General features: G+C 64.9%; 7 protein-coding genes. 4 read left to right on the plus strand and 3 right to left on the minus strand.

Annotated elements, in window-relative coordinates; all coding sequences use genetic code 11:
• Positions 1 to 216: 216 nt before the first annotated feature.
• Positions 217 to 2196: a PA domain-containing protein gene (locus BT115_RS17305; RefSeq protein ID WP_072323888.1), complete on the minus strand. Its 1980-nt coding sequence runs from the start codon at positions 2194 to 2196 to the stop codon at positions 217 to 219.
• Complete coding sequence (locus BT115_RS17310; RefSeq protein ID WP_143144620.1) at positions 2193 to 2633, minus strand: post-PEP-CTERM-1 domain-containing protein; 441 nt, start codon at positions 2631 to 2633, stop codon at positions 2193 to 2195. The genes BT115_RS17305 and BT115_RS17310 overlap by 4 nt, the downstream gene beginning before the upstream one ends.
• 573 nt (positions 2634 to 3206) lie before the next feature.
• Here BT115_RS17310 and BT115_RS17315 point away from each other — a divergent pair.
• A complete protein-coding gene (locus tag BT115_RS17315) occupies positions 3207 to 3992 on the plus strand; it encodes a TatD family hydrolase (RefSeq protein ID WP_072324028.1) in 786 nt (261 codons plus the stop codon).
• 8 nt (positions 3993 to 4000) lie between these two features.
• Here the strand turns inward: BT115_RS17315 and BT115_RS17320 are convergent, their stop codons facing one another.
• Positions 4001 to 5656 carry a Na+/H+ antiporter gene (locus BT115_RS17320; RefSeq protein WP_072323890.1) on the minus strand — a complete coding sequence of 552 codons (1656 nt, stop codon included), beginning with the start codon at positions 5654 to 5656 and terminating at the stop codon, positions 4001 to 4003.
• A 468-nt stretch (positions 5657 to 6124) separates the two neighbouring features.
• Between BT115_RS17320 and BT115_RS17325 the strand changes: the two genes are divergently transcribed.
• From BT115_RS17325 to BT115_RS17335, 3 genes are all read left to right on the plus strand, one after another.
• Complete coding sequence (locus tag BT115_RS17325; protein ID WP_072323891.1) at positions 6125 to 9178, plus strand: TonB-dependent receptor; 3054 nt, start codon at positions 6125 to 6127, stop codon at positions 9176 to 9178.
• A 479-nt stretch (positions 9179 to 9657) separates the two neighbouring features.
• On the plus strand, positions 9658 to 12768 hold the full coding sequence (locus BT115_RS17330; RefSeq protein WP_072323892.1) for a TonB-dependent receptor: 3111 nt from the start codon (positions 9658 to 9660) through the stop codon (positions 12766 to 12768).
• A gap of 489 nt (positions 12769 to 13257) precedes the next feature.
• Positions 13258 to 15369, plus strand: a complete 2112-nt coding sequence (locus BT115_RS17335) for a TonB-dependent receptor family protein (protein WP_072323893.1) — start codon at positions 13258 to 13260, stop codon at positions 15367 to 15369.
• Positions 15370 to 15373 lie beyond the last annotated feature (4 nt).

The raw sequence follows: 15373 nt of genomic DNA on the forward strand, positions 1-15373 counted from the left end.
TCAACCTTCCTCCCAGATGTCCGCATGTGAGCGATCGATGCGCGGGCGCGCGACGCGCGGCCCTTCGCCAGTCCGTCGCGACCGCGGCGGACGATGTGTCCCCTGGCTGGCGGCTTGCGCCGTCCTGCCATCGTGTGTGCAACCTGTGTTTCGCTTTCCCGCGATGCGGGTTCCCCCCGAACAACGAGGCCCCGGCGAACCGGGGCCTCGTCTACGTCAGAGCGTGTAGGCTCCGAGGACACTCACCCCGGAGTACGCCTTGACGCCCTTCACGGTCAGCGTCCAGGTACCGGCAGCAGGCTTGCTGGCGGTAAACGGTTCGCTGTTGCCCGGACGGTTCGGCTGATCCTTCACCTTGCCGCTCGGATCGGTGACCGAGATCGAGACGTCGCCCGAACCACCGAACGTGCGCAACGTGAGGGTCTTGGCGTTGGCCGGCACCGTGAGCTGGTAGACCGTGCTCGCGCCTGCCGCGCCCTTCTGGTTGCCCAGCGCCACGTTGTTGCTGAGCACGATGCCCGGAGGTGCCGCGGGCGGGCCCCACTCGTCGTACTGCGCCTGGGTTTCCGTATCGGACAAGCACGCGTTGAGGCTGCTCGCCTGGCTCGCCGTCACCAGACCGTCAGTGGCGAGTTGGGTCGCATAAGCGCGGACCGCCGAGCGGTAGGTGCCCACGTCGGCCGCGGCACCAGCGAGAACTTCCGCGTTGGCGATCACGTTCGCACCGATGATGACGCCGCCGGGCACGAGGGTCGGAATACCCGTGTCGCAGGTCAGCAGCTTCTGCGTGCCACGGTTGAGACCCCAACCGATGTCCTGGAACAGCGCGGGCGTGAGATCGACGTCGATCTGTCCCTGCAGGTCCTGGTTGATGGCGTATTCCATGATCGCGTTCGGCGTCAGGCGCGTGTCGTAATGCGAGAACGACGAGCCCTGCGCGAGCGTGGTCGGCGCGTACAACTGCACGTTGCCCTGGGCGTCCGCACCGGCGAGACCGGTACCCTGACCCACCGCACCGGTGAGGCCGGAGAGGTTGGCCTTGAGCTTGTTGCCGTCCACCTGGCTGACCGCAATGACCGGAATGTTCACCGGCGAAGCGGGCGTGCCTCCCGGCGTGATCGCACCGGCCTGGTTGTTGGCAATGAGCACGGCGCTGGCGCCGGCAGCCTGAGCGTTGAGCGTCTTGACGGTGAAGTCGCAGGTGCCGCGATCGATGAGCGCGATCTTGCCGGCGAGCGCCGAACCGTTGGTGATCGCGTTGCAACCGTCGTTCGGCTGCGCCTGCACGACGCTACCGGTGAAGTTGGACGACGTCGCCGTAGGACCGAAAGCCGCCTGTGCATAGCCGTAGTCGCCAGCGGCGGCGGCCGGGGCCGTGACACGGAAGACATTGGGCGTACCGAGGGCGAGCGGCGCTTCCGCCTTCACCGTCGCACCGGTGAACACGAGCTTGCCGTCGTCCAGCGCCGCCGTGACGCGCTGCGCATTGGTGAGGTCGTACCACTTCTTCATCTGCGTATCGTTGTAGACGAAGGTGGAGTAGATATCCGGACGCGCGACGCCATCGTCGCCGACGTACGGCGAACCGGTGGTCAGGCTGTTGAAGCCCGAGAAGCCGAGACCGTGGGCCATCTCGTGCAGCACGACGTTGAGGAAGTTGATCGAGCCTGCGGGCGTCTTGCCGTCGAGGCCGAAGTACCACTTCGAACCTTCCAGGCAGCCCGTGGAACCGAGCGCACCGTTGAACTGGCTCTGGATGTCCGCTTCGCCCGGCGCGCCGTCCTCGTGGGTCAGCGCATCGAACAGCGCGGAGTGGTACCACGTATTGCGCACGGCACCGGCCGGCAGCGTGCTGCTGTCGTCGAAGTAGAAGATGTAGGTGGTACCGGAGGAACCGAGCACGCCGGACGTCGCATCGCAGCTCAGCGGCTCGAACGTGGCGTTGTTGACGATGGTGACGTCGCTCTGCAGGACGGCGCCCCAGATATCGGCGGCGAACTGGTAGACGTTCAACGCCTGCTTGCCGACGGTGGTGCCAGGGTTGCCGCCAACCGGCGTGGCGGGCGTCTGATCGTCGAGACCCTGGCCGGTACCGACATCCTGGTTGACGATCTTGATCTCGGCGGCGCTGGTGGCCAGCGAGCCGAACAGGCCTGCGGTAGCAAGCGCGGTGAACAGGAGGCTGCGGCGGATCATCGGGTCACCTCCGGTGCCTTCGGAGCGGCCTGCACACCATGGTCGTCATGGTGAACGACGAGCTTGCCGTCGGCGGTACGCTCCGCCACGACGCTGCTCATCAGTTCCTGCGGCACGCGCACCGCCTTGGCACGCACGCCGTTGCCGAGGCTCACCGTGCGGAACGTGGCGCGGGCGTCGGCCGCAGTGCGCGGCGCCGACAGGGCGGAGGCCTTGTCGGAACGAACCTGAAAAGCCTTCGACAGTGCGTCGCGCTCAGCGGCGGTCGGCTCGCGGAGGCGGCCGGTCGACGGATCGATGGCGACCTGGACGCCCTGGACCACCACGGTCTGCGGCTGCGATGCCTGCGGCGTGTCCGCGGCCTGCGCCGCGCCCGCCATCGTGAACATGCCCGTCAGCACGAGACCCAAGGCCTGTGCCAGTGTTCGTGAAGTCATTACCAGTACCTCCCTAGTGCGGCGCCGGGACCCCTCCCTGCACGCCCACCGGCGAAGACCCCCTCGCCGGCGTAAACACTTGAGGATTCGACGTTCCCCTCAACGCCAACCCTGCCCACCGCCGCGCCGCGCGCGGCGGCGACGATTCATGACGTGGTGGGACTCGGTGGCGACCCGGCAACGCTGCCGGAGTGGCTGGCGACGGAACGGTGACCTGTCGTCGAACGGTTTACCATTTGCACTACCCCTGCCCGTGGTACTGCCAGCGACGGCCTTCGCAGACCGTCTTCCTGTTAGGTGCCCTGAGGACATCCCCTGCAACGAAGGCCGGTTCCCCCCGACCCTTCCTGTCGCTTCCGCACGTCACATTTTTGACGGCGGTCGCTGGAACGTAGCAGCAGGAAAATACGAACGTCAATCTTTTGACGCGTGAAAACGTATCGGCCAAACGCACAGGGCGAAAAGCCGTAGGAAACTCGCTTTGGACGTCTATTTGTTCAACAATTCATGAGCTTGCGCACGAATAACGTGCAGCAGGCTTCGTCACCCCTCGGCTTCAAAGCGAAAGAAAACATGGACTTGATCGACATCGGCGCCAACCTCACCCACGAATCCTTTCGCCAGGATCTTGACGACGTCCTGCAAAGGGCGAGCGCCCACGGGGTCGGCCGCATGGTGGTGACGGGTGCATCGCACGAAGGCAGCGAGCATGCGCTCGCGCTTACTCGCGCCCACCCCGGACGCCTGTTCGCCACGGCTGGCGTCCATCCGCACCACGCCGTGGAGTACGACGACGCGACCCACGAGCGCCTTCGCGAGCTGTCGAGCGCGCCGGAAGTTCGTGCGATCGGGGAAACCGGCCTGGACTACAACCGCAATTATTCGCCGCGCGACATTCAGCGCGAGGTCTTCGAACGGCAGCTCACCATCGCGGTCGAGACAGGCAAACCCCTGTTCCTCCATCAACGCGACGCACACAACGACTTCCTCGCAATCCTGAAGCGCTATCGCGACCGCGTGCCTGCCGCGGTGGTGCACTGCTTCACCGACAATGCGGATGCACTGCGGGACTACCTCGCGCTCGACTGCCACATCGGCATCACCGGATGGATTTGCGACGAACGTCGCGGTCTCCATCTGCGCGAGCTGGTGAAGGCCATCCCCGCCCATCGGCTGATGCTGGAAACCGATGCGCCGTACCTGTTGCCACGCACGATCCGCCCCATGCCGAAGGACCGTCGTAACGAACCGATGTACCTGGCACACATTCGCGACGAGGTGGCACGCGACCGCGGCGAAACGCCGAACGCGTTGACGGAAGCGACGACGCGAACGGCGGAAGCGTTCTTCGGTCTCTGAGGCTGCGTCTATTCCGAATGCAGGCCTGTGAGCGCCGCTTCGGCGAGATCGACCTCGCGAATCAACGTGCGCAGCGTTTCGTCGTTGATCGTATGACTGCGACGCAGGTGATAGAGCTCGTGTCGCTCCGCGTGCAGTGCGGCCAGTCGCATCGTGCGCTCCGTGCCCGCTTCCGCGCGCGCCTTCTCGGGTATGTCACCTTCCTCGCCTGCCGCTTCGAGGCGTTGCTGGTAATCCGCCATCACGCGGGCGGCGACGTGCGATGCGAGTGCGATGGCGTTCTCGTCGCCACTCTCTTCCACGCGTTTCTGCTCTTCGCCGATGCCGCGCAGCGCCGCTTCTGCGGCCAGCGCACGCGCCTTGCGCTCTTCGCGCACGCGCGGATCTTCACCGGGTAGCTTCAACCCGCGCACGAGCAGGGGCAGTCCCACCGCACCGAAGACCAGCGTGCAGAGGATGACGCCCGAGGCAAGGAAGATCATCAACTCGCGCGCGGGAAAGGGACTGTCGCCCTTCATCAGCGGCAACGACAGCACGCCCGCCATGGTGATGGCGCCGCGAACGCCGGCCAGTGCCGAGGTCCAGACCAGACGCGTACCGACCTTCGGACGCTTTTCGCCGCGGTGCAGCGCACGCATGAGCATGAAACGCAGCGACACCCAGACCCACGCGAAACGCAACAGCACGAGCACCAGCGTGATGGCGAGCACGTAGGCAAACAGATGCCAGACCTGACCACCGCCAGCCTGAGCGACGTCGAGCTTCGCGTGCCCGACGATGCCCGGCAGCTGCATTCCGAGCAGCAGGAAGATCAGCCCGTTGAAGGTGAACTCGACCATCGCCCACACGGCGGCCGTCTGCACGCGCGTGGCGACGTAACCGCCCTTGCGAACGTCCGTGTAGTTCATCGACATGCCTGCCGCCACGGCCGCGAGAATACCGGACACACCGAAGTGCTCGGCCAGCAGGTACGCCGCGAATGGCAGAAGAAGCAATAGGCTCACCTGGCTCGCAGGATCGACCTCGCTGCTCCAGCGAATCAGGCGACGGCGCAGTGCGCCGAAGGCCAGTCCGACAAAAGCGCCGGCAGCGACCCCGCCCAATGCCATCACGGCGAAGTTGCCGGCCGCATCCATGAGCGAGAACGTTCCGGTCAGCGCGGCTGCCACGGCGAACTGCAGGGCGACGAGGCCGGACGCGTCGTTCAACAATGCTTCGCCGGAAAGAATGTGCATGAGCCGCGGCGGCATGGGCGAGCCGCCGGTGATCGACGTGACTGCTACCGCATCCGTCGGCGACAACACGGCCGCGAGCGCGAAGGCCACGGCGAGCGGAACGGTCGGAATCATCCAGTGAACGAAGTAGCCAACCCCGACGATGGTGAAGAACACCAACCCGATCGCCAGCGCGAGAATCGGCCCGCGCAGCAGGAAGAATTCACGCTTCGGAATGCGCCAGCCGTCCGCGAACAGCAGCGGCGGAATGAATAAAAGAAAGAACAGGTCCGGATCGAATTCGACATGCATGCCGAACGGTCGCGCGAGCAAGGCGCCCAGCGCGATCTGCAGCAACGGCAGCGGCAGCTTTACGGGGAGCACGCGGACCGCGGCACCCGATAGCGCAACGATCAGAAGAAGGACGAGAACGGTGATGACGAGATCCATTGCGTGACGCTATCGGGCGTGCCGCAGCGAGGCAACCGGGCAGCCCGTCACGAGCGCAATAAATTGCGCTTCGGGCGCAATTACCTGCTTAGGACTTATTCCTATTGTCGCGTTACGTAACAGGGGTTTACGTTGATTTCACACCGCCTTAGCCAGCGCCCGAGGGGGCGCTGCTGCGCCAGTGCTGGCTACGGCGATTTTCACGCCAGGGACGACGTCCTTGCTCAACGTTCCAGGGGAGATGTCCATGCTGCACGTTCCGTTGTCGGTACCCCCTTCAGGAGTGGACGGCCGCCCGCGTCCGTCATGAGCCGGCGCGATCGGCCGCCTTGGCGGTAGCCGGTCGCAATGCTGCTCGTATCACGGTAACCCGCCCGCCGTCGTGACGGCGGAACACCCGCGTGCCGCGCGGGTGCGGGTTGCTTCGACCCCGTTTTCGTCACGTGTTCCTTCAGGAGGGTAGATTCCATGCAGTCCGTCATTCACTCGTCAGCGACACCGCGCCGCCGACTCGCACTGGCCGTCGCCTTCGCCATCGGTGCGGGCGCCGCAGGTGGCGCGCTCGCCCAGAGCAACGCCAGCGGCTCGATCTTCGGCTCGGCCACGCCCGGCGACACCGTGCATATCGAGAACACCGCGACCGGCTTGCGCCGCGACATCACCGTCGACGCCAGTGGTCGCTATCGCGCGAATTCGCTGCCGATCGGCAGCTACGACGTGTCCCTGATGCACAACGGCGCTGTGGTCGACACGCACAAGGGCGTGCAGACGCAGATCAGCCAGGGTACCGACGTGTCGTTCAACGCGCCCAGCGGTGGCGACGCGACCACCCTTGGCAGCGTGCAGGTCACGGCCAACAGCCTTCCCAGCATCGACGTCAGCTCGGTCGACTCGCGCACGGTGCTGAGCGCCGATCAGCTCTCCAAGCTACCGATCGCCCGCACGTCGATCAGCTCCATCGCCTTGCTCGCCCCGGGCACCACATCGGCCGCACGCGGCTACGGCAACGCCCTGTCGTTCGGTGGTTCGTCCGCCTCCGAGAACGCGTACTACATCAACGGCTTCCAGGTCACCAACCCGCTGACCGGCGTGAGCTCGCGCCAGCTTCCCTATGACGCCATCGACCAGGAGCAGGTGCTCATCGGCGGCTACGGTGCGGAGTACGGTCGTTCCACCGGCGGCGTGATCAACGTGGTCACCAAGCGCGGTTCGAACGAATGGAAGGGCGACGTGCAGGTGCTGTGGTCGCCATCGGAGCTGGCCCAGGAACCGCGCAACGTCTACCTGCGCAACGGCACGCTGTACCAGCGCGGCAACCAGTACGCGCAGCGCGACCAGGAAAACCTGCAGTACTCCGGCTCGCTCGGCGGTGCACTGGTGAAGGACAAGCTGTTCATCTTCGCCGCGGCAGACTGGATTCGTCAGACCGGCAACTACACCGGCCCCAACTCGGTCAGCGACGACGAGAGGGATACCGCGAAGACCAAGCGCTGGCTCACCAAGCTCGACTGGAACATCACGGACAACAACATCCTTGAACTGACGGGCATCGGCGATACCGAAACCACGGATTCCTCGATCTTCGCGTACAACTACAACACCGGCCGCGGCGACTACCTGGGCCACCAGTACACCAAGAACTACAACGGCACCCAGACCAACGGCACGCCCGGCGGCAACACCTACATCGCCCATTACACCGGCTACATCACCGACGACCTGACGGTGAACGCGATGTACGGTCGCGCCAACTCCGACCACCAGCAGACCGTAAACGGCGCCTCGGGCGTGGCCTGCCCGTCCATCACCGATTCACGCGTCGAGTTCGTGAACAACAAGCAGACCGGCTGTACCGTCGGCTCGACCACCACTCTCCTGCCCGGCTCCAAGGACAGCACGAAGGGCTGGAGCGCGAACATCGAGTACCGCATCGGCGACCACGATCTCCGCGCCGGCGTAGACAACTACGTGCTGCGTGCGACCTGGGGTTCCAGTCCGGTCGGCGGCACGGCGTATACGTATAACGACGTCGGCGACGGCAGCGTCATCCAGCAACGTCTGATCAACCTGGGCCTCAGTCCCACCCTGTATAACCCGGCCGACTTCCCGAACGGCTATTACGTGGAGTCCTCCGCGCTCAGCACCGGCACGTCCGCTCGCACGAACCAGCGCTCGCAGTTCGCCGAGGACAACTGGCAGATCACCGATCGCTGGCATGCGTACATCGGCCTGCGCAACGAACAGTTCTCCAACTACAACGGTGAAGGCGAGGCGTACGCACGCGCGCGTCACCAGCTCGACCCGCGCCTCGGCGTGTCCTGGGACGTCTACGGCGACAGCTCGTTGAAGATCTACGCCAACGCGGGCCGGTACCACCTCGGTCTGCCGACCTCTGTGGCCGTGCGCGGCGCCGGTCCGTCGACCTTCCCGTCGCAGTACTTCAGCTTCACCGGCATCGACCCCACCACGGGTATCCCGACCGGTCTCGGTCAGGGCGCGTACTCGGGCACCTACTACCTCAACGGCGCCAACGGCACGCCGCCCGACGCGAAGACGGTGTCGGCCAAGGATCTGCACTCTTACTACCAGGACGAGTACATCCTCGGCTTCGACAAGCAGCTGGATAGCAACTGGGTGGTCGGCGCGAAGGCCATGTATCGCAAGCTGCGCAGCCTCATCGACGACACCTGCGACTCGGCACCGCTGCAGGCCTGGGGCGATCGCAACGGACTCAGCGACGAGGTGGCCGCCGGCATCAAGCAAAGCACGGGTTGCTGGCTGTTCAATCCGGGTCGCGCGAATACGTTCGTGCTCTCGCCGTCCGCGGGCCAGTACCTCGACGTGCCGCTCTCCGCAGCGGACATCGGCGAACCGAAGCCGAAGCGCTCGTACTACATGCTCGATCTGTACGCCGAGCACCAGTTCAGCGACAAGTGGTACGGCAAGATCGACTACACCTACTCGCGCAGCTACGGCAACTCGGAAGGCCAGCTCGATTCGAACATCGTGCAGGCCGACGTCTCCACGACCGAGAGCTGGGACTTCCCGCAGATCATGGAGAACACGAACGGCGATCTGCCCAACGACCACAAGCACCAGCTTCGCGTCTACGGCACCTATGCGCCGACCGACGAGTGGCAGTTCTCCACGGTCAGCCGCGTGACGTCCGGCGCGCCGGTGAGCTGCCTCGGCATCCGTCCGCTGTCCGCTGGCGGTGATCCGTACGGCTACGGTGCCAACTACTTCTGGTGCAACGGCGAGCCATCGCCGCGTGGGTCGCGCGGTCGCACGCCCTGGACGTACACGATGGACGTCAGCGCCGCCTGGAAGCCGATGTTCGCCGATCACAAGCTCACGTTCTCGGTGGACGTCTTCAACCTGCTCGGCAAGCAGCAGGTGACGCAGTACTTCGAAACGGGCGAGACCGCGAACGGCCTCGCCAATCCGAACTACAAGCGCGCTCGCTCGTTCCAGGACCCGCGTTACGTCCGCCTCGGCGCACGTTACGACTTCACGCTCTGACCTAGAAGAAGAAAGCAGCACTCCCCAGATTGGCCGCCCGCTCCCACGGGCGGCCTTTTTTTGTCGGGTAGAAAGGCCACTGCTGAAACATGCGGCCAATGTGTCTATTTCATGCTTTTGATGAAGCTTTTTTCATCTTCGCTTTAATCGTTTGCGCATCTTCTTACGTCCACTGGTGCCGTGTGTCCGCCGCCCATGGATTTCGCCTTGCGATGCATTCGCATGACCCATGCGGGTGCGGCAAGCGCAAGACATCGAAGAACTTGCGTTCATGCAACTCGCATTGAGTGAGGTTGTCGGCCGGGCGTAGCTTTCGCTCGCTTGTTGCCATTGTGTTAACGGCGACCGGCGGCGCATCGATGCGGAGGAGATCGACGCCAAGAAGGGGCCCGGATGGCCATCGCCTGATCACTCTGTTTCGCCCTCGAGAGGGACGGCGGAACGGCTTGCAGCATTTGGCCATTGGCCGGGGAGAAGACATGTATTCGCGTCATTCGTCACAGCGCACGCCGAGGCGTTCGCTTTCACTTGCCATCGCACTCGGCCTCGGCCTCGTTGCGACCGCAGCGCTCGCGCAAAGCACCGTCGGTGCCGTCTACGGCACGGCCGATGCCGGCGCGGAGGTCACCGCCACCAATACGGGTAACGGCCTGAGCCGCTCCACGACCGTCGGCAGCGACGGACGCTTCAACATTTCGTCGCTGCCGCCCGGCGACTACAAGATCACCTCTACCAAGGGTGGACAGAACGCTACCCGCAACATCCAGATCGTGGCGGGCCAGGGCTTCAACCTGAATCTTGCCGCGCCTGCCACAGCGTCCGCTGCCGAGGACCTGACCACCGTGTCGGTGACGGCGAATGCCCTGCCGCCGATCGACATCACGTCGAGCCAAACCAACACGGTGATGACCGCGGAGCAGATCAAGCAGTTGCCGCTTGCCCGCAACCAGACGGCCGTGGCGCTGCTGGCACCCGGTGCAACGCGTGGCGACAGCGCCTTCGGCAACCTCGCATCGTTCAGCGGTGCGTCGGTCGCTGAGAACAGCTATTACGTCAACGGTTTCAACGTCACCAACTTCTTCCAGAGCCTGACCTACTCGCAGGTGCCGTTCGAGGCGATCGACCAGGAAGAGATCCAGGACGGTGGCTACGGCGCGGAATACGGCAACTCGACCGGCGGCGTGATCTCGGTCAATACCAAGCGCGGTACGAACGAGTGGAAGGGCGGCGTCGACTACACCTGGAATCCGTACCAGTTCCAGGCGAGCCAGCCGAATGTGTACCTGCAGAACGGCGCGCTGCTCCAGAACGACCGTCACAACAGCAACTACGTGATCGGCAACAACGGAACCGGTAACGCGACCGATTTCGGCCAGCGCTGGAACGCCTGGCTGGGCGGCCCGCTGATCAAGGACAAGCTGTTCATGTTCGCTCTCGTCGGCGGCACGCGCACGGCGGACGAGCACTACGGCGACACCACGGGCGGTGGCAACTTCGACAAGACCACCATCAAGGACCCCCGTTACCTCGTCAAGCTGGACTGGAACATCAACGAGAGCAACATTCTCGAATACACCGGCTTCAGCGATTCCAGCACCGAACAGCAGAGCGTCTACGGCTACAGCTACGACGACAATGGCCAGCCGCATCGGGGCGACTACCTCGGTCAGGTCTATGACAAGACCGGCGGCATGAACAACATCCTGAAGTACACCAGCTACATCACGGACGACTTCACGGTGTCCGCCCAGTACGGCAAGAGCACGAACAAGCGCATCGAGCGCGCCACCACGGCCGACGGCACCGTCGAGCAGTACGACGGCAACATCTTCGATGCCGTGAATTCGCCGGGTTGCCCCATCATCATCGACGCACGCACGCCGGTCTCCAACGGTGCGGCGGGCTACCCGCACTGCTCCTTCACCAGCGGCACGCTGAGCACACCGAACGGTGAAGACAAGCGCAACGCAGGTCGCATCGACTTCGAGTACCACATCGGCGATCACGAACTGAAGGCCGGCTGGGCGCGCGACCACTTCACTACCGACACCGGCACCGCCTACGAAGGCGGCGCGACCTACACCTACCAGTCGATTCCCGCGAGCATCCTGGGTCACGACCCCGGTTTGGACCCGAGCGACAGCGTGGTGCGTCAGGCGGTGTTTGCGACCGGCGCCAAGGTCGGCATCACGCAGAAGTCGTACTACCTGCAGGACAACTGGCACATCACCGACAACTTCGTCGCCCGCATCGGTGTGCGCAACGACGGCTTCAACAACACCAACAGCCTCGGCCAGACCTACGTCAGTCAGGTTCACAGTTGGCAGCCGCGCCTCGGCTTCTCGTGGGACGTTCACGGCGACTCGACGCTGAAGGTCTACGGCAGCGCGGGCGACTACTCGCTCCCGCTGGACGGCAACGTCGCACTGCGTGGCGCAGCCGCCTCGCTGTACCAGATCCGCTACTTCAGCTATACGGGCGTCGATCCGGTCACCGGTGCGCCGCTGGGCTTGGGCCCCGTGTCCGATGCGTACGCGGCACAGTTCCCGTCGCGCACGGGCACCGTCTATGCCAACGGCGAGGCGGGTGTCGTCCCCAACCCGGGTGCGGTCGCCACCAAGGATCTGAAGCCGTTCAAGCAGCGTGAGTTCATCCTCGGCGCGCAGCAGCAGGTGGCCGACTGGACCCTCGGTGCCAAAGCGATCTACCGCAAGGTGCTGACCGGCATCGACGATTCCTGCGACTTCCGCCCGATCGCCGCCGCGGCGAACGCGCAGTACGGCCTGAATCTCGATACCACCAGCCTGACCCCGGGCGCCGCCAATGTGCCGGGCTGCTACATCTTCAACCCGGGTAGCTCGGTGACCTTGCGCACCCCGGTCGACGCTACGGGCACGGTCTACGACATCCACCTCCCCGGTACGGCGGTGGGCGAGCCGAGCTACAAGCGTTCGTACATGGCGATGCAGTTGACCGCAGAGCGTAACTTCGACAACACCTGGTACATGAAGGCGTCGTACGTGTGGTCGCACACCCGCGGCAACTCGGAAGGCGGTGTGGACTCGTCGAACGGCCAGGCCGACACGGGCACCACGGAGCTGTTCGACTACCCCGAGATCATGGCGGGCACCAACGGCTACCTGCCGAACGATCGCAAGCACACCTTCAAGCTCTACGGCGCCTGGCAGATCACGCCGGAGTGGCTGGTGGGTGCGAACGGCGTGCTGCAGACCGGGCGTCCTGAGAACTGCTACGGCCTCAACCCGATCGACGGTCAGGTAAACGGCGGCTACGGTGGCGGCGCGTACCTGTATTGCAGCGGCATGATCGTGAAGCGCGGCTCGGTGGGACGCACGCCCACCTACTGGAACATCGACCTCAACGCGTCGTACAAGCCCGAGTGGGCCAAGGGCGTGACGATCTCGGCGAACGTCTTCAACATCTTCAACAAGCAGCACACGACCACGATCAACGAAGTGGGCGAAGACAATAACGGCAACTCGCTGGCCGGAAGCACGTACAAGATCCCGACCAGCTTCCAGCAGCCACGTTACGTCCAGTTGTCTGCCGAGTACGACTTCTCGCTGTAGTTCCCACACAAGAAGACATGGCGCGCGTCCCTCCCTGGCGCGCGACCGTGCAAACCTCCCCAGATCGCCGCCCGCTCCCACGGGCGGCTTTTTTTGTTCTTCACGGTAGTCCGCGGCGCTGTCTGGATACACCGATTCATTCGCCGCGTGACTGCGGATGTCCGGCGGCTGGAGCTACCGTTGGCTCGTGCGGTGAGGCCAGAGCCTTCGGCGTCCCCCCCTCGCTGCTTCAGACGGGTGGACGGCCGGCCGTCTTCGCCGAGGCAGGAGGCCGAGTCGAAGACCCCCGCCCTGACGCCGGGGTCCGCCGCGGCGCAAGCCATCAGACACCGAGCCGCGAAGCGGCTCTCCTTTCGCAAGGAACGACATAAGTCTTCGCGGCGAGGGGGCGGGTGCTGGCCTCCCGAAGCGGTACAGGCGCTGATGCGTGTTGAGATAACGCATACACTTTCCCGCCCATCATGACGGTTCCCCTGCGTCGGAATACCCATGCCCCTGCCCACTCTCCGCCCCTTGGCCGGCGGCATCCTCATCGCGCTGTCGACGGTAGCGACGGCTCAGGATGCCCGGCTGGCGCCGATCGTCGTGACCGCCACGCGGAGCGCGCAATCGCCATACGACATTGCTGCCGCCATCGACGTCGTTACGACGCCGGAAGATGGCTCGCTGGACGTCAACCTGTCCGAGCGCGTGCAGGCTATTCCCGGGCTCGTCGTACGCGACCGCCAGAACTACGCGCAGGATGCACAGGTCTCCATTCGCGGCTTCGGCGCGCGATCCACGTTCGGCATTCGCGGCATCAGGCTTTATACCGATGGCGTCCCGGCGAGCATGCCCGACGGCCAGGGGCAGGTCTCGCATTTCAATCTCGATTCGGCCGAACGCATCGAAGTATTGCGAGGCCCGTTCTCGGCGCTCTACGGCAATGCGTCCGGCGGCGTGGTGCAGGTCTTCACTGCCGACGGTACCGATCCGGCGGAGCTCCGCTTCGGCGTGGCCGGGGGCAGTAACGGCAATCTGCGCAGTTCGGTGAACGCCCGCGGGGTGGACGGCCCTGTCGACTACAACATCGACTTCACCCATTTCCGCACCAGCGGCTACCGCGATCACAGTGCGGCTCGGCGCGAGTCGGGTAATGCGAAGATCGGCTGGAAGGTCAACGAGGACGCGAAGCTCACGCTCGTGCTCAACGCACTCGACGTTCCCGACGCGCAGGACCCGCTCGGTCTGACGCATGCGCAGTTCAAGGCCGATCCGCGCCAGGCTGCTGCCGTGGCGGACACGTACGACACGCGCAAGTCGGTGGACCAGCAGCAGGTCGGCCTCATCTACGACCAGCGAATCGACACATCGAACAGCCTGCGCGTGATGAGTTACTACGGCCAGCGCGGCGTGACCCAATACCTTTCCATTCCCGTCGCCACGCAGGTCGCCCAGCCGGGTAACTCAGGCGGGGTGGTCGACCTCGACAACGAATACGGCGGTGGTGACGTGCGCTGGACCTGGCGCGACACGCTCGCCGGTCGGCCGTTCGAGCTGGCGGCCGGCGTGGCCTACGACAACCAGGAACAGCATCGCCAGGGCTACGAGAACTTCGTGGGCAATCAGCTCGGCGTGCGCGGCGCGAAGCGGCGCGACGAGATCGACCGCGTATTCGACTTCGATCAGTATGCGCAAGCGACGTGGCGGGTGGCGGACGATTGGACGTTGATGGGCGGCGTACGCCACAGCGAAGTCCGCTTCCGTTCGAGCGATCGATACGTCGCGCCGGGGAATCCCGACGACAGCGGTACGGTGCGCTATGCCGCGACCACACCGGTGTTCGGCGTACTGTGGCGCGCGGCGCCATGGCTGCACGCCTATGCGAACTGGGGCCGCGGGTTCGAGACGCCAACGTTTTCAGAACTGGGTTATCGCGCCGATCGGGGTGCCGGTCTCGCTTTCGACCTGAAACCATCGCGCTCGGGCAATGCGGAAGTGGGTCTGAAACTGCGTCCGTCCGCACGCGTGGAGGCAGGCCTGGCGCTCTTCCGTGCCGACAGCGACGACGAGCTGGCGGTCGCCACCAATCTCGGCGGTCGTACCACGTACCAGAACATTGCACGGTCGCGACGGCAAGGCATCGAGGCGTCGTTCAACGCCGAGCTTGCCCACGACGTGCATCTCGTCGCTGCGTACACGCGATTGCAGGCGAGTTTCCGCACCCCCTTCCTGACCTGTGTCTCTGCCGGCTGCGCGGCGCCCGACACCCCGGTGCAGGCAGGCACGCGCATTCCTGGCGTACCGCGCGCGACAGGTTACGCCGCGCTGAAACTCGGCGGCGAGGTCGGCTGGCAAGCCGGCCTCGACATGAATGCGATGGGCGCCACGTCGGCCAACGATCTCGGCACCGCTTCCGCGGCGGGCTACACCTTGTTCGGCCTGTCCGGCGGCTACGTGTTCGACAACGGCCCCTGGCGCGTAAACACCTTCGCCCGCGTGGACAACCTCGCCGACCGGCATGTGGTCGGCTCGGTCATCGTCAACGACGGCAACGGACGCTACGACGAACCGGCGCCGGGCCGAACCTTCCTGGTCGGCGTGGACGTCCGCTGGCGCTGACGCA

The sequence above is a fragment of the Luteibacter sp. UNCMF366Tsu5.1 genome, assembly GCF_900119235.1.
GTDB classification, from domain to species: Bacteria; Pseudomonadota; Gammaproteobacteria; order Xanthomonadales; family Rhodanobacteraceae; genus Luteibacter; species Luteibacter flocculans.